This window comes from Streptomyces sp. NPDC026062 (genome assembly GCF_055568375.1).
The window spans coordinates 1-17,377 of sequence record NZ_JBVHOQ010000030.1 but is presented as its reverse complement, the minus strand read 5'-3'; the positions used below and the strand labels follow the sequence as shown (position 1 = coordinate 17,377).

At 68.7% G+C, this 17,377-nt stretch carries 19 protein-coding genes and 3 pseudogenes; 9 read left to right on the top strand and 13 right to left on the bottom strand.

From position 1 onward, the window contains the following. Window positions 1–55 precede the first annotated feature (55 nt). Genes ACZ4LX_RS25375 through ACZ4LX_RS25360 form a run of 4 tightly spaced genes read left to right on the top strand, consistent with a single transcriptional unit; the run spans window position 56 to window position 3,366 of the window. Window positions 56–1,432, top strand: a complete 1,377-nt coding sequence (locus ACZ4LX_RS25375; RefSeq protein WP_467649100.1) for a choice-of-anchor A family protein — start codon at window positions 56–58, stop codon at window positions 1,430–1,432. A gap of 9 nt (window positions 1,433–1,441) precedes the next feature. Beyond that, on the top strand, window positions 1,442–1,798 hold the full coding sequence (locus tag ACZ4LX_RS25370) for a DUF952 domain-containing protein (RefSeq protein WP_467649103.1): 357 nt from the start codon (window positions 1,442–1,444) through the stop codon (window positions 1,796–1,798). Next, entirely contained in the window at window positions 1,795–2,745 is a 951-nt protein-coding gene (locus ACZ4LX_RS25365; RefSeq protein WP_467649108.1) for an SDR family oxidoreductase, read from the top strand. The genes ACZ4LX_RS25370 and ACZ4LX_RS25365 overlap by 4 nt, the downstream gene beginning before the upstream one ends. 6 nt (window positions 2,746–2,751) lie before the next feature. After that, on the top strand, window positions 2,752–3,366 hold the full coding sequence (locus tag ACZ4LX_RS25360; RefSeq protein WP_467649111.1) for a nucleotidyltransferase domain-containing protein: 615 nt from the start codon (window positions 2,752–2,754) through the stop codon (window positions 3,364–3,366). A gap of 31 nt (window positions 3,367–3,397) precedes the next feature. Here ACZ4LX_RS25360 and ACZ4LX_RS25355 read toward each other — a convergent pair whose 3' ends face one another. Beyond that, window positions 3,398–4,009 (bottom strand): TetR/AcrR family transcriptional regulator, encoded by a 612-nt coding sequence (locus ACZ4LX_RS25355; RefSeq protein WP_467649115.1) that lies wholly within the window; start codon window positions 4,007–4,009, stop codon window positions 3,398–3,400. 275 nt (window positions 4,010–4,284) lie between these two features. On the opposite strand from ACZ4LX_RS25355, the gene ACZ4LX_RS25350 reads away from it, so the two are divergent. After that, window positions 4,285–5,682 carry an MFS transporter gene (locus tag ACZ4LX_RS25350; RefSeq protein WP_467649169.1) on the top strand — a complete coding sequence of 466 codons (1,398 nt, stop codon included), beginning with the start codon at window positions 4,285–4,287 and terminating at the stop codon, window positions 5,680–5,682. Between the two features lie 148 nt (window positions 5,683–5,830). On the opposite strand, the gene ACZ4LX_RS25345 is transcribed toward ACZ4LX_RS25350, so the two are convergent. Next, the gene (locus tag ACZ4LX_RS25345) at window positions 5,831–6,121 is read right to left on the bottom strand and encodes a hypothetical protein (protein ID WP_467649117.1); all 291 of its coding nucleotides are present in this window, start codon (window positions 6,119–6,121) and stop codon (window positions 5,831–5,833) included. A gap of 198 nt (window positions 6,122–6,319) precedes the next feature. Then, the gene (locus ACZ4LX_RS25340) at window positions 6,320–6,832 is read right to left on the bottom strand and encodes a hypothetical protein (RefSeq protein ID WP_467649119.1); all 513 of its coding nucleotides are present in this window, start codon (window positions 6,830–6,832) and stop codon (window positions 6,320–6,322) included. Window positions 6,833–7,144: 312 nt separating this feature from the next. Between ACZ4LX_RS25340 and ACZ4LX_RS25335 the strand changes: the two genes are divergently transcribed. Next, complete coding sequence (locus ACZ4LX_RS25335; protein WP_467649122.1) at window positions 7,145–8,371, top strand: hypothetical protein; 1,227 nt, start codon at window positions 7,145–7,147, stop codon at window positions 8,369–8,371. Between the two features lie 530 nt (window positions 8,372–8,901). Here ACZ4LX_RS25335 and ACZ4LX_RS25330 read toward each other — a convergent pair. The 3 genes and pseudogenes from ACZ4LX_RS25330 to ACZ4LX_RS25320 form a co-directional block, all read right to left on the bottom strand. Then, window positions 8,902–9,513, bottom strand: coding sequence for a hypothetical protein (locus ACZ4LX_RS25330; protein WP_467649124.1), 612 nt, complete (start codon window positions 9,511–9,513; stop codon window positions 8,902–8,904). Between the two features lie 445 nt (window positions 9,514–9,958). Beyond that, window positions 9,959–10,489 carry an NUDIX domain-containing protein gene (locus ACZ4LX_RS25325; protein WP_467649127.1) on the bottom strand — a complete coding sequence of 177 codons (531 nt, stop codon included), beginning with the start codon at window positions 10,487–10,489 and terminating at the stop codon, window positions 9,959–9,961. 1 nt (window position 10,490) lies between these two features. Beyond that, window positions 10,491–10,851: pseudogene (locus ACZ4LX_RS25320) on the bottom strand (tat (twin-arginine translocation) pathway signal sequence domain-containing protein); the annotation flags it as partial. 74 nt (window positions 10,852–10,925) lie between these two features. Between ACZ4LX_RS25320 and ACZ4LX_RS25315 the strand changes: the two are divergent. Further along, complete coding sequence (locus tag ACZ4LX_RS25315) at window positions 10,926–11,468, top strand: YxiG-like protein (RefSeq protein ID WP_467721282.1); 543 nt, start codon at window positions 10,926–10,928, stop codon at window positions 11,466–11,468. Window positions 11,469–11,504: 36 nt separating this feature from the next. Here ACZ4LX_RS25315 and sodN read toward each other — a convergent pair whose 3' ends face one another. Continuing rightward, window positions 11,505–11,900: a superoxide dismutase, Ni gene (sodN, locus tag ACZ4LX_RS25310; RefSeq protein WP_148020672.1), complete on the bottom strand. Its 396-nt coding sequence runs from the start codon at window positions 11,898–11,900 to the stop codon at window positions 11,505–11,507. A 180-nt stretch (window positions 11,901–12,080) separates the two neighbouring features. On the opposite strand from sodN, the gene sodX reads away from it, so the two are divergent. Beyond that, window positions 12,081–12,539, top strand: a complete 459-nt coding sequence (sodX, locus tag ACZ4LX_RS25305) for a nickel-type superoxide dismutase maturation protease (protein ID WP_467649131.1) — start codon at window positions 12,081–12,083, stop codon at window positions 12,537–12,539. Here the strand turns inward: sodX and ACZ4LX_RS25300 are convergent. Then, window positions 12,443–13,072 (bottom strand): CGNR zinc finger domain-containing protein, encoded by a 630-nt coding sequence (locus tag ACZ4LX_RS25300; protein WP_467649133.1) that lies wholly within the window; start codon window positions 13,070–13,072, stop codon window positions 12,443–12,445. The genes sodX and ACZ4LX_RS25300 overlap by 97 nt on opposite strands. 104 nt (window positions 13,073–13,176) lie before the next feature. Here ACZ4LX_RS25300 and ACZ4LX_RS25295 point away from each other — a divergent pair. Then, a pseudogene (locus ACZ4LX_RS25295) lies at window positions 13,177–13,550 on the top strand (class I SAM-dependent methyltransferase); the annotation flags it as partial. 160 nt (window positions 13,551–13,710) lie between these two features. Here the strand turns inward: ACZ4LX_RS25295 and ACZ4LX_RS25290 are convergent. From ACZ4LX_RS25290 to ACZ4LX_RS25270, 5 genes and pseudogenes are all read right to left on the bottom strand, one after another. After that, window positions 13,711–14,253 (bottom strand): NUDIX hydrolase, encoded by a 543-nt coding sequence (locus ACZ4LX_RS25290; RefSeq protein ID WP_467649136.1) that lies wholly within the window; start codon window positions 14,251–14,253, stop codon window positions 13,711–13,713. Window positions 14,254–14,257: 4 nt separating this feature from the next. Beyond that, window positions 14,258–15,384: pseudogene (locus ACZ4LX_RS25285) on the bottom strand (NAD(P)-binding domain-containing protein). Between the two features lie 15 nt (window positions 15,385–15,399). Continuing rightward, window positions 15,400–15,822, bottom strand: a complete 423-nt coding sequence (locus ACZ4LX_RS25280) for an ATP-binding protein (protein ID WP_467649139.1) — start codon at window positions 15,820–15,822, stop codon at window positions 15,400–15,402. 91 nt (window positions 15,823–15,913) lie between these two features. Further along, window positions 15,914–16,762, bottom strand: a complete 849-nt coding sequence (locus ACZ4LX_RS25275) for a helix-turn-helix domain-containing protein (RefSeq protein ID WP_467649141.1) — start codon at window positions 16,760–16,762, stop codon at window positions 15,914–15,916. 33 nt (window positions 16,763–16,795) lie between these two features. Further along, window positions 16,796–17,287 (bottom strand): DUF6879 family protein, encoded by a 492-nt coding sequence (locus ACZ4LX_RS25270; RefSeq protein WP_467649172.1) that lies wholly within the window; start codon window positions 17,285–17,287, stop codon window positions 16,796–16,798. Window positions 17,288–17,377 lie beyond the last annotated feature (90 nt).

The following is a 17,377-nucleotide window of genomic DNA, read 5'->3' as shown; positions in this document are numbered from 1 at the left end:
ATTGCGCTGTATGGGATCAAATGAGCGTAGAAGCCATAAAAATCACCGCGCGGCGGTGACGGTGGTGATGGCGGCGGTCATGGTGGGGGCGTTCGCTCCCGCTGCCGCTGCCGCTGCCGCTGCCGCTGCCGCTGCCGCCGCCGACCCGCTGCCCGGCGGTCTGGGCCCATGCCTCGGGGAGGACTGCCCTCCCGGCTGGCTGGATCCGAACAGCGGCACCGTCACCCACCACGACAGCAACATCAACATCTTCGTCGGTGGTGACTACCTGGTCAGGGAGGCCGCGGCGGAGGCCGAGGGCAAGATCGTCACCCTCGGGAAGTTCGACATGATGAAGCGGGAAGGCGCCTCGCAGATCTACAACGTCGGCGTCGCGGGCGTGGGATCCCGGGTGCCGCCGCCCAACGGCTCCGACTACCTGACGGTGGGCGGTGACCTGACGGTCCAGGACGGGAAGAGGCTTCTTTCCGAGGAGGGGGACAACCAGGGGGTGGTTCGCTACGCCCAGGGGCTCAGCGGGACGGTGATCCCCGACCCGGTCCACGACGCGGACGCCATCGAGCCGTACGCCGCGCTGCGCGACCAGCTGACGGCGGCCAGCCACTGCTACGCGTACGACGACAACGAGGCTCACCGGCGCCCGGCGAACGGCACGGTGGAGAAGGACGACGCCGACACCTACTTCACCGGCGACAATTCCTCCGCCCTCCAGGTCTTCGCGGTGGACGCCGACCTGACCACGGAGGCGGGCGGGCAGGCCGGCATCTTCTTCCGGGACATCCCGGACGGCGCGACCGTGCTGATCAACGTGTACGGAAGTACGAGCAACATCAGCACGTACATGGACTCGTTGCCGCAGTCCGGACTCCGCGAGAACCTGATGTGGAACTTCCCCGACGCGACCACGATCGGGCTGAAGGGCACCGGCCAGTTCCAGGGCAGCGTGCTCATCGGGCAGCAGTCCAGCATGACGACCCTCGCCATCAGCGGCACCAACGGCCGTTTCTACAGCGCCGGTTCGCTGACCCACACCTCGGAGGGCGAGTCGGGCGGGCAGGAGCTGCACGCGTATCCGTTCAACGGTGATCTGCCGGACTGCGATGCCGAACCGTCGCCGTCGCCGTCGCCGACGGACTCGCCGTCCCCGACCCCGACGGACTCGCCCACACCGACCCCGACGGACTCGCCCACACCGACCCCGAGGGACTCACCGACCCCCACTCCCTCCGACAGCCCGGGGCCGTCCCCCTCGGAGTCGACGCCGGCGCCGCACCCCACCCCCACGCACAGCCGGCCGCCCCACCCCGGCGGGCAGCTGCCCGACACGGGTTCGCGCGGCGGTGAATGGGTGATCGGCGGAATCGCGGCCGCTCTGCTGGTCGCCGGCTCGGCAGCCACACTGATGGCCCGCAGGACGCGTCGACGCGGCTAGCTTTGGCCCATGGCCGAACTGCTGCACCTGACCGAACGCCCGTTGTGGGAGGCGGCCCGCGGGACCGGGACGTACGAGATGTCCACCCGCGGCCGCACCCTGCACGAAGAGGGCTTCATCCACTGCTCGCTGCCGCACCAGCTCGCCGGTGTGGCCGCACTGCTGTACGGCGCCGGGAGCCGGGCCGGGGCCGGTGACCAGAACCTGGTGGTGCTGGTCATCGACACCGAACGGCTCCCGGCACCCGTGCGGTACGAGTCGCTCTCGCCCGGAGGCGAGGAGTTCCCGCACATCTACGGACCGGTTCCGGTCGAGGCGGTCGTGGAGGTGCGCCCCTGGCCGCACAAGGAAGGCACCCCTACATGAACCCCACAGACCCCACTGACTCCACTGACCCCACGCGGAACTCCGAAGGCGTCACGAACGGCCCCCTCACCGCCGTCACCGGTGCGAGCGGCGCGCTCGGCGGCCGTGTCGCGAAGCGACTGACCCGGGCCGGCGTTCCCGTGAGGCTTCTGGGCCGCGACCCGTCCCGGCTGCCCGAACTCCCCGGCGCCGACACCGCACCGGCCGCTCCCTACGGCGACGGGGAGGCCATGCGGCGCGCCCTGGCAGGGGCGCACACCCTGTTCCTCGTCTCGGCGCACGAGAGCCCGGACCGGGTGCGCGAGCACACGACGGCCGTGGACGCGGCGGTCGCGGCGGGCGTCGAACGGATCGTGTACGTGTCGTTCCTCGGCGCCGCACCCGACGCGACGTTCACCTTCGCCCGCGACCACTGGGACACCGAGGCCCACATCCGGGTCTCCGGTGTTCGGCACACCTTCCTGCGCGACAGCTGGTACCTGGCGGGAATCCCGGCGATGACCGGCACCGACGGTGTCCTGCGCGGCCCGGCGGGCGACGGCAGGGTCGCGGCGGTGGCCCACGAGGACATCGCCGACGCGGCGACCGCCGTACTGCTGGCCGGCTCCGATTCCACCGGCCCGACGCACGACGGGGAGACGTACGACCTGACCGGGCCCGAGGCGTTCACCCTCGCCGAGGCCGCCGAAGAGCTGAGCCGGGTCACCGGACGGACCATCACCTATGTGCCGGAGACCCGCGAGGAGGCCTATGCCTCGCGGTCCCACTACGGAGCACAGGACTGGGAGGTGGCCGGCTGGGTGACCTCGTACGAGGCCATCGCGGCAGGGGAGATGTCGGAGGTCTCGGACGCCGTGGCCTCCCTCACGGGCCGGCCGCCCATGAGCCTGGCCGCGTATCTCCGCGAGCACCCCGACAGCTACCGCCACCTCCTCACCGCGGGCTGACCCGGGATGCGCACGGAAACCCCCTGGGGTCCCTGGGACCCGATGCCTCTGGCCGACGCAGTGCGCCTGCTGTCCCCCCTGCGTACGCCGTGGTGGATCGCGGGAGGGTACGCGGTCGAGCTGGCGGTGGGCCGCGCCTACCGGGACCACAGCGACGTCGACGTACTCATGCTGCGCCGCGACCAGCTCGCGATCCAGCGGATCCTGCCGGACTGGCAGTGGTGGGCCGCCGATCCGCCCGGCACGCTGCGGCCCTGGCTCCCCGGCGAGACCCTGCCCCCGGAGGTCCACGACATCTGGTGCCGGCCGGGCGCCGGCGAACCGTGGCGGGTGCAGTTCATGCTCGACGACGCGGAGGGCGGCGACTGGGTGTTCCGCCGCGACCCGAGGATCCGTCTTCCGCTGGACCGGCTCGGCAGGGTCTCGGCGGACGGCGTCCCCTGCCTCGCCCCCGAGGTCCAGCTCCTCTACAAGTCCCGGTCCCGGCGGCCCAAGGACGAGCGTGACTTCGAGGCCGCGCTGCCCGTGCTCGACGAGGGCCGGCGCGCCTGGCTGACCGAGACGATCACCCTGGCCGAGGGCGCCGGCCACCCCTGGGCGGCCCGGCTGCGGACGGACTGACGGCTTCCCCGGAAGGCGGGGCGGGGCCGGTTCAGACCACGTACGTACCCGCCTTCGCCGCCACGACCGCGGCTTCGGCGGCGCGGTCGGCGGCAGCCTCGTCGAGCGGGTCGCCGCTGGCCAGCAGGCGGTAGTAGAGGGGGGCCGAGACGGCGCGGATCACCTCGTCCGGATCGGTGCCGGCGGGGAGCTCGCCGCGCTCGACGGCCTCGGTGACACAGCCCGACCACTCCTTGATGCGGACCGCGTAGAACCGGTGCAGCGCCTGTGCCGTGCGCGTGTCACAGGTCGCCGCGGCGATCACGGACCGGAACAGCGCGCCCTGGCGCGGGTCGGTGAGCGTGGAGAGCACGAGCCGGGCGTTGGCCCTGAGGTCCTCGGCCAGTGAGCCGGTGCGGGCGCGCGGCAGGGACTGATCGGCCATGTCGTCGAGAAGGTCGGCGATGAGGCCGGTGGTGGAGGACCAGCGCCGGTAGACGGTCGTCTTGCCGACCTCCGCGCGGCGTGCGACATCGGCGAGGTCGAGCCGGTCGAATCCGTGCTCGGCCAGCGCGTCACCTGCCGCGCGAAGGACGGATTCGCGGACCCGGGCGGTGCGCCCCCCGGGCCGGACAGTGCCGGGTTCCACGCGATCGGCTGTCATAACGGTTCTCCAGTTCCATTAATGGTCGCCCCTCTGTTACGGTCATCCCCATCTTAACGGAACCATAGAACCGTTAATGCTCCGTCCGAGGAAGGACGCCCATGTCCGCACCCAGTCAGACCCCGCAACGCGACGCCACAGCCACGGCGACCGCCGCCGCCACCACTACCGCCGCCACCGCCGGAACCATGGACACCACCGGAACCATGGAAACCACGGGCGTTACCGGAACCACGGGCACCGCCGGAGTCGCCGCGGCGTCGGTGTCCCCTCGTATGACCGGGCGGCAGAAGCTCGTCCTCGCCCTTCTCCTCGGCGCCCAGTTCATGATCGCCGTGGACTTCTCGATCCTGAACGTCGCACTGCCCGTCGTCGGTGAAGGGCTCGGCTTCTCCCTTCCGGACCTTCAGTGGATCGCCACCTCCTTCGCCCTGGCCGCCGCCGGATTCACCCTCCTGTTCGGCCGTATCGCCGACCTCGTGGGCCGCAAGCGCCTCTTCGTGGGCGGGATGGTCGTCCTCGGCCTCTCGTCGGCGCTCGGCGGACTGGCGACCTCCCCCGAGGTCCTGCTCATCGCGCGGGTCCTCCAGGGCCTTGCCACCGCGGCCGTCACCCCGGCCGGCCTCGCCCTGCTGACCACTGCCTTCAAGGAGGGCCCACTGCGCGAGCGTGCCCTCGGCCTCAACGGAGCGCTGATGTCCGCGGGCTTCACGGCGGGCGCGATCCTCGGCGGACTCCTCACCGACCTGCTCTCCTGGCGCTGGGCCTTCTTCGTCAACGTCCCCGTCACCGCCCTCGTCGTCGCCCTGGCCCCGTCCGTCATCACCGACTCGCGCCCGGCCGTACGGCCCAAGCTCGATGTCCCCGGTGCCGCGACCGTCACCGGCGGACTGCTGCTCCTGGTCTTCGGCCTGACCCAGGCCGGTGCGACCGGCTGGACCACGCCCACCACACTCGTCGCACTTCTCGCCGGCGTCGCCCTGCTCATCGGCTTCTGGTTCGTCGAGAAGCGGGCGGCCGCACCGCTCGTTCCCGTACACATCCTCAAGCGCCGCAGCGTCATCTGGGGCAACACCACCGGCCTGATCGCCTTCGTCACCGAGACCTCGCTGGTCTTCCTGCTGACGCTCTACCTCCAGGAAGTCCTCGGCTACTCGCCGCTCGCGACGGGCCTCGCCTTCGGGGTCCTGGGCATCGGCACGGTGATCGGCGGCACGCTCGGCGGCCGGGCCGTGGGCCGGTTCGGCAACCGGACGACCATCGTCGCCGGTGGCGTCATCCAGGCCGTCGCCACGCTCTCGCTGGTGGCGCTCGGCACCTCCGGGGCATGGATCTGGCTTCTGCTGGCAGCCACGTTCATCGGCGGCATCGGCAACATGCTGATGATCGTCGGCTTCATGGTCACCGCGACCTCCGGCCTCCCCGACGGTGAGCAGGGCCTGGCCACCGGCCTCGCCACGATGACCCAGCAGGTCGGCATCACCCTGGGTATCCCGGTCATGAGCGCCGTCGCCACCGCCCGGATGTCCGCGCTCGGCGAGGCGGGACCCGGGGGCGTCCTCTCCGGGGTCTCCCTCGCCATCCTGGTCAACTCGGCCCTGGTCCTGGCGGGAGCCCTGCTGGCCGGAGCCTTTCTCGGGCCTCGGCGGGAGAAGACCGGCGCACGGGGGTGACGGTGCGCGGAGCGCGCTGTAAGCCGACGACCGACCGCGGACGCGGGGCCCCGCGGTCGGTCGTCAGCGGTCGGTCGTCTGCTCCCCGGCAGGTCTCGGCGGGAGCACGCACCGACACGCTACGAGCGTCGGGCGCAGTCGGGCGCAGTCAGGCGCGGACCAGTAGTACGACACCTGCGCTCATGAACGCGAGTCCCAAGGCGGAGAGCGCTCCGCCCCAGATCCGTACGAGCCGCCGCTGGAGTGGGGCGAGACGGAGGAAGTCCATCCCCGGCTGGTCGAAGCCCATCCGGCCGAGCTTCTTCAGGGTTCTGGCATCGGCGTAGGCGGGATTGAAGTACGTGTCCACGACCCTGCCGGCGAAACCGCGGTGGTCCGTCGCCAACGCAAGCCCGAACAGCATCAGCCCGAGGCCCAGGGCCAGGGGTACCAGAAACATCCGTTCCTCCTGTGCGGTGGCTGCCCGACAGGCGCACAGTACGCGGGTTTCCGGGCAGGCCGTCATGCCGGGATCAGGCAGTCCGAGGCACGGTTCCCCTGCCGGTTCCGATGCGACGGACGCCGGCCCCCTGCTGATTCCGATGCAACGACCGGCGGCCCCACCGCTGGTCAGGCATCGACAGCCGACTGGCAGCCCTCAGGTCTCCATCGAGTCCTGGGGGCCGTCCTTGCTCCCGCCCAACACCCTGGCGCCGACGAACACCGCTCCCAGGACGAGCGCGCCACTGGCGGTGACTGCCACCGTCCTGAGCCCCCTGTCCAGGAAACGCTTGGACTCGCTGTCCTTCTGCGACTCCATCGATACGTTTCGCTGGAAACTCTCATGCAGGGATTGCCGCTGTTCCCAGCTGAGATCGTCTCTGTTGAGTTCGTTCGTGAGCATGTCCCTTTGCTGCTGGGAGGCTCGATGAAAATGTTCCTGGCTCTTCTCGTTCGCCGAGAGCGTGGACTCGTGTGCCGTCCTGACCGAATCCACGGAATTCTTGGCGAGATCCTTGAAGGCGGGGAACTGCTCAACGATCTTCAGACGCACCTCGGTTGCCATTTCGGGCATGGTGGCCGCGAACTTGATCACCTTGTCCCTGGAGAGATTCCTCCAGGTCTGGATCCCGAGCGCCCGCTTGATCTTGGCGTCGTTCCTGTCGTCCATGCCCGGGCCCCGTCCGCCTCACGTCGTGACCTACGGATCCTAGCGGCGGCCCCGGACCCTCCGGCCGGGTTGGCTGAATCCGGCGTCGCGCTGCCGACCGGATCCTCCCGCCCCGGAGCCGCACCTGCCGCCCGACCAGTCCTCCCGGGCATAGCCGCCGAGTAGCTCTGCGAGAAGCACTGTTCCTCCAGCCACCCGGGTATGCACAGGACCTGGGAGACGGCGGATTCCGTTCCTCCGGCGACGAGCAAACCCGTTGGCCGGCATTCGGCGAACTGCGAAGATGTGCCTGATTCCCCAGTGGAGGAAAGTTTGTACGTCTTCGTATGTGCGGGATGTGGTGCCGAGTTGACCACCGCGCTGTCCCAGGTCGCACTGCCGCTCCACGCCCGCCAGTCATACGGAAACGGGGCCCAGCTCCCGGTTCTCATGCGGCCGGGAACATTCGCCGTCGACCCGGACCCCTGGGGCGGGCCGTGGCGGAAGTGGGACGAGATCGATCCGGCCGAGGCGGAGACACGCGGCATCTACGCGCCGGTCCGCGCCCTCTCCGACGGCACGCCCGGAGCGTCCGTCATCGCACCCGGTGATATCCGTGGAACCCGGCTGATCCCTGAGCGGCGCGGTGGCGCCTGCTGCGGCCTCGACGGAGCCGACGGGCCCAACATGGCCTGCGAGGCATGCGATCTCCCCGTGGCGACCAGAGTCGACGACTGCTCACTCTGGCAAGCGGTACGGCTCAGCCCTGACACCGTGCACCGCACCCCCGTCGACGGCACCCGTACTGTGCCCCTCTCCTGGGCGGAACTGGCGGAACAGGGGGAGGAAACGCCCCTGTTGGAGCCGATTTCCACGTGGGGAGGGCCGCTGGGGCCGAGCCACTACTGGTCGTGGAGTCCGCAGTGGGAAGCGGCGGCCGGCCATGCGCTCGCCCATCTGCTGGTGGCCTCCCTCGGGCAGCCGGTGAAGGTCCCCGACGGTGCGGCCACGGAGGTGTTCCAGCGCGCGCTCGACACCCTGCTGCCCACGGGCGCCCCGAAGCGGCATGCCGTCCTGGCCGGACCGGGACGGCCTTCCCCCGGCGCGGACGCCGACATCCTCCTCGTACCGATCCATCCGCGGACGGGCCGGACCTGGACCCCTGGGGACGGCCCGGCTTCGGCCGCGTACCCGGTACCACTGCCGCTGGGGGTGTGGCTGCGGCTGGTCTCGCCACAGCCGTACCTGCCGGTGCCCGCGTCGGGCCGCATACCCCAGGACGTACTCCGCGACGACCCGCTCCCCATGCTGCCCCACTCTCTCTTCCGGGCCGACCGGGAAACGTTCCTGCACACCCTGGTCCGGCTGCCTGCCGTTCGCAGCCCGTGGCTGCGCGCGATCCTCGACAACCACACGCACGGCCCTTCGGCGTACCTCATCCAGGAGAGTGCGCCCTGGGGTCTTTGCCGCGCCTCGGCGCTCGGCGTCCGCGGGGCACCGCGTATCCCAGCGGATCCGGATGATCATCGACCGCCACCGACCCCGTACCGCGACGCGTGACTTGAGGCAGACCCCTGCCGTCGTCGTCCCTATCCATGTCCCGGACGTCTACCCGTTCCGCCATCCGCAGGGCCTGACGGCCACGCACCGCTCGGGACCCGAGCGGTGCGTCACAACGCCAGGGCCTGCCACCACCGATCCGAGCGTGCTCGGGTCACTTCGCCGTCGTACTGACCGGCATCGCAGTGAAGCGTCGGCGGACGCACTTGGTCGGCGGGCACCTCCCAGCAGGAGCACTCGACGACGCCACCGTCCCCCTGCGCGAACACCGACAGGGCATGCCCTCTTCGGTGAGACGGGGCGCATGGTCACGCGGCGGCACCCTGGGGTTCGGCGATGCGGTTGCGAAAGCGGCCCAGCCGTATCTTCCGGGACCCGGCCGCTCCCTCACGCCCCAGCGGTCGGCGGTCGCGGCAACGGCCAGTGGGCTCGGCCGGCTTCGATGAGCTGTTCCGGGTGGTGCCGACGACCGGTCAGGCGTTCCAGGGGCTGCTTCCGGAGGCAGCCGACGGCCTTCTCCGTGGTCGTGGCTACGGCGTGAACGGCCTGGGTGCCGTGACGTCGACGTCAGGCTCTTCCTCGACGAAGTACGACCAGAAGTCGACGGTCGAGTGAGCGAGAAGGTCGCTCGGCCGACCGCCGAATTCATGCTGGATGTAGTCGGTGAGGTCGTTTCCGTACAAAATGACGTCGGTCTGGTAGACGGACAGAACGGGATGTCCGCGCTCGCCCGCCGTGCCGGGCAGATAGCGGTGTCCGTAGACCGGAACCAGTTGCGGCACGCTTTCCAGGGCGGTCCTCGCGACGCCCAGTGCCTCGGCCTTCTCCGCCGGCTTCGACGGCCAGGCGGGATGCCAGAACGCGTTGTGCTCCACGTCGAAGAGCACGCCCTCCACCGGCCGTGCCAGCCGCCCGGCCAGGTCCTCGTGGTCGCCGTAGCGCCAGTCCGGCCACCGCGACGAGCCGCGCGGGAGCCCGGCGGCGAGGAAGACCCGGTGGTCCGCCGAGAAAGTGAAGCCGAACCGCGTCTCGACCGCGTCGAGTTCCTGTTCGGTGAGCCCCGGCCCGATCTCGGTTCGGAGCACGTTCTGCAGGGCGCGGGCGGCGTTCAGGGTCAGTCGGGGGGTCGACGGCGTGTTCACGCCGGCCAGCGTAGTGCGCAGCGAGCGGTACGACACGAACCGGTGGGCCGGCGTTCCGGATCCGGTGCAGGGTGCGCCCGGGATCTCCCGGGGCTTCTGGTCCTGCTTCGACCGGCGGGAGCCCTGTCCGCGAGCCCGCTTCGGGTTTCACGCAGACCGGCAGGCACCCACCGTGCCGGCCGGCGGCGCGAAGCATCCGGGTGTCTCTCATTTCTGCGCTGACCTGCGGTCCGGCCAGGGGCCGACCGGCCGGCCGATCAAGCCTTTTTGGTCTCCCAGTAATGGCCAGGTCGGCGACCTGCGGGGATCTTCCCTGCGGGTCGCCGGCCCGGCCTTTTGCTGATGGCTGGCGATGGGGTGCGACGGTCCTGATCTGGCGTCTTGCGGACACGTCCAGTTTGAGCCTTTTATCCCAAGCTCCACCCGGGTGCGCGAACTCGGCTTCCTATCCCCAGCCGTCGAGAGAGAGTTCCGGGCCATCTGCGAGGTAATGGTGTAGGGCGCTGGAGGTTGTTGCCACGAAGACGTCAGGGATGGCGTCGGCGTCGACCCAGCGGACTTGGGAGTGCTTGTGAGGCTCGCGGTTTTCGGGTTCGCCGGCCCATTCATGGGTGGCGAATACGACCGTGAGGAATCCATTGGGGGACTCAACGCCCCAGGCTCCGTGAATGATGTGCGCAACCTTAAGGGACTCGGGCTTCACCGTGAGGCCGGTCTCTTCGTAGAGCTCGCGAACTGCCGTTTCAGTGATGGGCTCGCCCGGTTCGCTCTTGCCGACGGGCAGATCCCACATCCCTTGGGCGAACTTCGCATTCTCGCTGCGCTGGAGAAGCACGACGCGGTTGGTGGTCTTGTCGTAGACGATGACGGCCGCAACCAGCAGCGTCATCGAGTCGAGCGCCGGATCGAGGGCTGGAGGACGATTGTCGGTCTGCTGAGCCACGGGGTTTCCTTCGTCGGGCAGGTTGTTGGGCATGTTAGGCGAGGGCTTCGCGGGCTCGGCGGGCAAGGTCTGCTGCACCTGGGACGCGGCGGCGCTGGTACACCGCGAGCGTGGAGCGGATCGAGGTGATCGCCTTGTGTGTGCGGTCGGAGGTCATGCCCTCCATGAGCACGGGGCCTGTGTCCAGGCCGCGACCGCTTCGTCGGTGCGGGCATGCGTGATGCGGAGGAGCGCTTCCGTCTGGCCGTCGAAGTTGCCGAGGCCGCGGGTGAGGGCGCCTTTGACGAGGTCCACGCAGTGGTGGGGTTGCTTGAGGCTGAGGGATTGATGGGCGAGGGCGCGCATCATCCAGGCGGCATGGCCGTGGGGCCGGCTTCGCAGGCAAGTTGGTAGCCGCTGCACCACGCGCCGCCTGGCGGCTGCTGTCCTCGCGGCAGCGGGCAGTGACGGCAGCGCGTGAGCCCCGTGAATGTTGTTGGGGAACGTCTCGTCACGTGAGGTGGAACGCAGCATAAATACTGATGTACTTGAACAGATGTTGGACGAGACCTTCGATCACGCGGTCGTGCACCACGGATACATCAACTACATGCGCGACTGCGAGGTCGTCCACGCAACGGCTGATCCCTGTACCGGTATCGCGTCGCCACACCTCCGGTATCTCTCTTTCGGTACTGCGTGGGGGACGGTGCGAGACGTCGAAGGCCGTCGGATCGGATTCCATGAGGTCCCCATTGGGGCGAACGCGCATCAGCTGACCTTGATCTTCCCTACCTTCAGGTCAGTGAGGTCCCGGCTGGATACGCCCCCTTCGTCGCCGATTAGGGATCACGGGGCGTGTGATCACGCGACCGGTTGTTGGCCGGATCGCTCAGGATCTGGCCCCACGCACGTTCTCGTCATCAGCCCGCACTGCCCGCGTCCGCGCCCGGACGAAGAAGACCGCACCCGGTCCGTGACGTACGCCGTTGCGGGCGTCCTGCGGACCGGGTGCGGTCAGATAGCCGAATGACCGGCGAAATTTCAGGTCAGACGGCCGGGCCGAAGATCAAGCCTTCTTGGTCTCCCAGAAGATCTTGTCGATCTCGGCGATCAGGTCGAGCGCCTTCTGGCCCGTGGCCGGGTCCGTGGAGCCCTTCGCGGCCGACAGCGCCTTGAGGGCGTCGTTGACCAGCTGGTGCAGCTGCGGGTACTTCTCGAAGTGCGGGGGCTTGAAGTAGTCGCTCCACAGCACCGAGACGTGGTGCTTGGCGAGCTCGGCGCGCTGCTCCTTGATGACCACCGCACGGGCCCGGAAGTGCGGGTCCTCGTTGGCCTGGTACTTCTCCTGGACGGCCTTGACGGACTCCGCCTCGATGCGGGCCTGGGCCGGGTCGTACACGCCGCAGGGCAGGTCGCAGTGGGCGCTGACCTTCACCTTGGGGGCAAACAGGCGGGAAAGCATGGGGCTGTCCTTCCTCGTGATCGTCTTCTCAGGTGGGACATTACTCCGTGAGAAGCCTGATTTTGCGGGTGCCCCCATGGGCTTAGGCCAAAAGTCCAGGGTGAGGATGGGACCAGTGGCCGAATGTACGGAACCCTGTGGGGGACCGTGTACGGGACGGACCTGGGAGGTGCCGGAGAGATGCGGGAGGTGCCGGAGGTGCCGGAGCTGACCGATGAGCAGCCCGGACGGGGGCTGGCGGCGCGAGTGCCGTTCCAGGTGGTGGAGGTGACGGGCCCTTCGATGGTGCCCACCCTCTACCACGGGGACTGGCTCCTCGTGCAGTACGGGGCGCCGGTGCGCCCCGGTGACGTGGTGATTCTGCGCCATCCGTTCCAGCAGGACCTGCTGGTGGTCAAGCGGGCCGTGGAGCGGCGGGCCGGCGGCTGGTGGGTGCTGGGCGACAACAGCTTCGCGGGCGGTGACAGCACGGACTACGGGACCGTGCCCGAGGAACTCGTGCTGGCCAGGGTCCGGGCCCGCTACCGGCCGCTGGCGAAGGATCAGCGCTCGGTGCGCGGTGTGGTCGTCTGGGCCGTCTCCGCGCTGCGGCCGGTCTCCGCCGCGCGCTCCGTCTCCAAGCGCTTCCGGGCCCGGTAGGCGGCCACGTTGGCGCGGGTCGCGCAGCGGTCCGAGCAGTAGCGGCGGGAACGGTTGGTCGAGGTGTCGAGGTAGGCGTTGCGGCAGGGCGCCGCCTCGCACAGGCCGAGCCGGTCCACGCCGTACGAGGTGAGGTGGAAGGCGAGGCCCATCGCGGCGATCGCGGTGTAGCCGGCCGTGGCGTTGGACGGGTGGTCGGCGAGATGCATGTGCCAGTCCGGCTTGCCGTCCGCGTCCCGGAAATCGTGACCGGAGATCTGCGGGCTGACCGGGAACTCCAGCAGCAGTGAGTTGAGCAGGTCGACCGCGAGCGTCTCGTCGCCGCCGTCGGCCGCCTCGAAGACCGCGCGCAGCCGGGCCCGTACGGACCGGAAACGGGTCACGTCCGCGTCGGTCGCCCGCCGGGCCGCCTGCCCGTTGGCGCCGAAGAGTTCGCGCACCGCGACTACCGAGGTGAGGGCGTCCTTGTTGCGGGCCGGCTCCTCGGTGTTGACCAGGCGTACGGCGTAGTCCGAGTAATAGGCCAGTTCCACTTGTAGTCCTTACGGCGTCGGTCTAAGGTCGATGCGACGATGATGTAATGGTCTGATCCGGTTCCAGGGTATTACATGGAGGTTCTCGCGTGACGGAGGAAGCGATGACGGGGACAGCGACGGGCGCCGACTGGCAGGCCTGGCAGAACAGCTGGGACCGGCAGCAGGAGTGGTACATGCCCGACCGCGAGGAACGTTTTCGGTGATGCTCGACATGGTCGAGGCTTTCGTCGGCCCCGAACCGCAGGTGCTCGACCTCGCGTGCGGTACGGGAAGTATTACGGACCGGCTGCTGCGACGGTTCCCGAAGGCCACCAGTACCGGTGTCGACCTCGATCCGGCACTGCTCGCCATCGCCCGCGGCTCCTTCGCCGGCGACGAGCGCGTCACCTTCGTGACCGCCGACCTGAAGGACCTGCGGTGGACGGAGCGGCTGCCCCACGGCTCGTACGACGCGGTCCTCACCAGGAGATCCCTCTAAACACACACCCTGCTGCGCCACCGATGATCTAGTAAGTCGAACGTCCAAACAGCCGTGAGCCCCGCCCACCTGCCAGACGAGACGGCAGACGAACGGGGCCTTTTTGCTGTTCAGCGCCACGTTCCAGACTCGGGCGGCTGATGCCCGTGAGACGGTCCTAACGGAGCACTGCGGCGACACGAGCGCGCAGTGTCTCGTCTGCGATGGTCTCCTCGCTGCGCCACGCGTAGCCGCCTACTTCTTCCTCCTGGAGCGTCACGGCCTGGTCGCCGGTCACGCGTAACACGAACCGGAAGTCCGCGTGCCAGTGGGCGCCCTCGCCCTTGCTGTCGTTCGCGGGGATCGGGTGCACGTCGATGTGTACGGGCGTGGGCCGGACAGGGGCAAGGCTGAGCGTCACTCCCGTTTCCTCGACCAGTTCGCGGAGCGCAGCGCCCAAAAGGGTCGCGTCCTCGGGCTCAAGGTGCCCGCCCGGGGTCAGCCACTTGTCGAGCGCCTTGTGATGGATGAACAGCGCCTCGCCCCGGTCGTTGACGAGCACCGCACCTGCGGTGACGTGTCCACGGAGCTCCTTCCGGCTGGTCACGTCCGCGCCCTGGTCCAGTAGCTCGGCCAGAGGGGCGAGAGCGTGCTTGTCCTCGGGGTGCGCGTCGGCGTACTCGGTGAGCGTCGTGCGGATGTGGTCTGCGGTGATGGGCATGGGTTCACCTGTTGTAGTAGTGGAGCCAGGTAGCCGCGATGGCTGCCCGGTCTTTGGCGGGGACCTCGTGCATGGCCGCATCGAGACCGCCGCGAGCGAGCATGGCCGCGCCCGCGAGGATTTCGGACTGAACGAGGAAGATGAACGGTCCAACGCTCGCGCCGTGGATGAAGTTGACCGCCTCGCCCCCATTCAGCCGATAGAAGTAGTGCCCGGTCGTGCTGTACCGGCTCAGCTCACGTGCTCACCGGCACTGTCACGGACATAGCCCGAGGGCAGTCCGCTCAGCTCCAACTCGTCTTCCGAGCTGGTCACGGTCGCCACGTACGCACCGTTCTTGAGCTGCGGGAAGTCCTCGCCGCGCAGTGACAGCGCTCCCGTCGCGCACAGCACCAGTCCGGCCGTGGCTATTGCCTGGTCTCGGTCCCGGGCAACCTCGAACCCTTGTGACATGGCCTGTGCGCGCCGCACGGGGTCGATGTCGTAGACGATGACCCGGACGCCCTTGACGTGCAGCAGACGAGCGATGCTGGACCCGAGCTTGCCGAAACCTAGGACCAGGGCGGGACGCCCGTGCAGGATGTCCTTGCGCTGCCGTAACAGGGCCTCGGCAGAGAACACGACCGACTGACCGACCAAGAAGTCTTCCGGGTCCTTCAGCGGGCTCCGGGCCACCGAGACGACGGGACAAGGCAGCTTGTCCCGCTCCGCGTAGCGCTTGTGGCCGTTCTCGGTGTCCTCGACCACGCCGAGGATGGTTCCCGAGAACTGTTCACAGAGCGCGTCCAGCGAGGGAGTGAAGTACCCGCCCACGTCGAGCAAGACGACGTTCTCGCCGGCTGCCCTGGTCTCCAGGTAGGACACGGCAGTATCCGGATCACTGAACATGCCGCGGGACAGCTCGTCGCACGCCACGGTCTGCTCGATTTCCCGGCGTGCACCCGCGTGGATGGACTTGGGCTTGGGCAGTACAGCCCGCAGGTTCGTCACGTTGCCCACCGCACCGACGAATGCGGGGCGCTCGATCAGCAGATGAGTGATCAGCAGCGAGGACGGAAGTTCGGTCGGTGCGAACGTCTCGGCGATCTTGCCGAAGTACGTGTCGAGCCGCGCGCGGTCGGATGACTCCATGAATGCCCCTCTCGATCAGTGGCGGAACTCGGTCCAGACGGCTTTGCCGGCGTTCCGCGCCCGCACGCCCCATGCGTCCGAGAGCGAGGCCACCAGCAGCAGCCCGCGCCCGGTCGTCGCATCGGTGCCCACGTTGGTCCGCGGGAGCTGCGGCATGCGCCTTCCGCTGTCGTGCACCTCGATACGCAGGCCGTCTTCGACACACACCAGCCGAAGCAGAAAGCCACGCCCCGGCGGTACTCCGTGCAGGACGGCGTTCGCGGACAGCTCACTGACGCACTGGACGATGTCGTCCGCGCGACGGTCCAGCCTCCATTTCTGCAAGGTGGCCTGCGTGAAGGCCCGCGCCCCGGCCACCGCCCGGATCGCTCGCGGATAGAAGCGGTCCCGTGAGAGCGGATTGACCCGTGGTGTCTCCTGCTGCGCTGCCGTCGCCATGCCGCACCCTCCGCGTTGTCTTCCGGACGACGACAACGCTAGGAACAGCGGCGGAGGGCTAGCTACGTTGTTACACGAGATTGCGCGCGAGTTACCCGAGCGAGGTAATGGCGTCGGTCACCAGTGCGCGGGCGCGTCCACCGTAGACAGCCATCTCAGCGAGTTCACCGAAAGCCCTTACATACAGAGCAACTTCGGACGGTGCCGTGACCGTCACGTCTGCCGAGAGCAGTTCGACAGCCGCCCGCTCGTCGTCGAACACCATGAACGTCTCGATCGGCCACATGCGGCGAGGGGCGGTGCGCGGGATGATCCCCAGCGAGACGGAAGGCAGCGACATGACGGCCAACAGATAACCGAGCTGACCAGCCATAACCTCAGCATCGCCGAAACCGTAGTACAGGACGTCTTCCTCTATGAACAGCCCGAAGCGGTGGTCACCCTCGCGAATCACGTGGGATCGAGCCATGCGCGCCTCGACTGCCTGTTCAACATCGTTCGGAATCTGCCGAAACTCTGTGATCGAGGTCAGGAGCGCCCGTGCGTACCCGTCTGTCTGGATGAGCCCAGGGACGACGTTGGAGCAGTAGACCCGGAAGTGCCGTGTTCGCTCGAACAGAGGCACCGCGGATTCTTGCAGCCTGCGCAGCCCCGTTCGCTGCTTCCGGCGCCAGTCGACGTACATGGAGTCGGCGGAACGGTTCGCCGCGATCAGGTCGGCAGTCTGGTCGTCCGCACCGCAAGCCGCGCACCATGCCCGGATGTCTGCGTCTGACGGTGGGGTCTTGGCGTTCTCGATCCGTGATGCCTTGGCCGTGCTCCAGCCGGCCCGGGTAGCTAGCTCGCGCCCTGTGAATCCCGCGTCCAAGCGCAGGTCCCTGAGGCGTGCGGCAAGTGCCTCACGGGCAGCCTGCGCGCTGGACGATGGAGATACGGACATGAGCTAGCTATCCAGGGGGTGGGAATCGAGTCGTCAGACCTTGAAGTCCTCGTGCGGCGTGGCACGCCGCCACACCGCTTCGAAGGCCGACGAGCAAAGGTCAGCAACGGCGGGATCTTCCGTCCACTGCTCGCCCAGGTACTCGCCGTCTCCTGAGAAGTGGCCAAAGCGAACGACCCCGTCGTCGAACACCCAGAAGTCGTTGCCGGGCAACGCCAGCTCGGACGCCTGCCGTCGCGGGAGCCAGCGCACGAGCTCACCCGCCGCCACGTTCATGAACGTACCGTCGTACTCGAACCGGATGTACTCCGAAACCGGCTCGGAGACGATGCGAGCCCGACGCACCACGACACCTCGGGCCACGGTCTCAGTGACGAGCGAGTGCCAAGGGCGCCACCACGACGAGCGGTCATCCGGATCGTGACGCTTACCCGCCTTCCACTCGGCGTAGCGGCCAGTCTTGTTGTCGACCGCGTAGGAGTCTCGCATCTCAAGATGCACAGCGGAGCGGGTGCTACGGGCTATTGATCAGAAACTCATTGGGTTCACTCGTCGAGGACGTATCGGACGTGCGGGGCTTTGAAGTAGCCGGTGACGATGTGGGGCTGGCGCTGT

Bases quoted from the DNA above. Each gene is read 5' to 3' on its own strand.
- ACZ4LX_RS25365 (WP_467649108.1), top strand. From the start codon at position 1,795: ATGAACCCCACAGACCCCACTGACTCCACTGACCCCACGCGGAACTCC.
- ACZ4LX_RS25340 (WP_467649119.1), bottom strand. From the start codon at position 6,832: ATGGACGACAGGAACGACGCCAAGATCAAGCGGGCGCTCGGGATCCAG.
- ACZ4LX_RS25325 (WP_467649127.1), bottom strand. From the start codon at position 10,489: ATGCCCAACAACCTGCCCGACGAAGGAAACCCCGTGGCTCAGCAGACC.
- ACZ4LX_RS25350 (WP_467649169.1), top strand. From the start codon at position 4,285: ATGACCGGGCGGCAGAAGCTCGTCCTCGCCCTTCTCCTCGGCGCCCAG.
- ACZ4LX_RS25360 (WP_467649111.1), top strand. From the start codon at position 2,752: ATGCGCACGGAAACCCCCTGGGGTCCCTGGGACCCGATGCCTCTGGCC.
- ACZ4LX_RS25275 (WP_467649141.1), bottom strand. From the start codon at position 16,762: ATGTCCGTATCTCCATCGTCCAGCGCGCAGGCTGCCCGTGAGGCACTT.
- ACZ4LX_RS25355 (WP_467649115.1), bottom strand. From the start codon at position 4,009: ATGACAGCCGATCGCGTGGAACCCGGCACTGTCCGGCCCGGGGGGCGC.
- ACZ4LX_RS25290 (WP_467649136.1), bottom strand. From the start codon at position 14,253: ATGCCCATCACCGCAGACCACATCCGCACGACGCTCACCGAGTACGCC.
- ACZ4LX_RS25315 (WP_467721282.1), top strand. From the start codon at position 10,926: ATGTTGTTGGGGAACGTCTCGTCACGTGAGGTGGAACGCAGCATAAAT.
- sodN (WP_148020672.1), bottom strand. From the start codon at position 11,900: ATGCTTTCCCGCCTGTTTGCCCCCAAGGTGAAGGTCAGCGCCCACTGC.
- ACZ4LX_RS25370 (WP_467649103.1), top strand. From the start codon at position 1,442: ATGGCCGAACTGCTGCACCTGACCGAACGCCCGTTGTGGGAGGCGGCC.
- ACZ4LX_RS25345 (WP_467649117.1), bottom strand. From the start codon at position 6,121: ATGTTTCTGGTACCCCTGGCCCTGGGCCTCGGGCTGATGCTGTTCGGG.
- sodX (WP_467649131.1), top strand. From the start codon at position 12,081: ATGCGGGAGGTGCCGGAGGTGCCGGAGCTGACCGATGAGCAGCCCGGA.
- ACZ4LX_RS25280 (WP_467649139.1), bottom strand. From the start codon at position 15,822: ATGGCGACGGCAGCGCAGCAGGAGACACCACGGGTCAATCCGCTCTCA.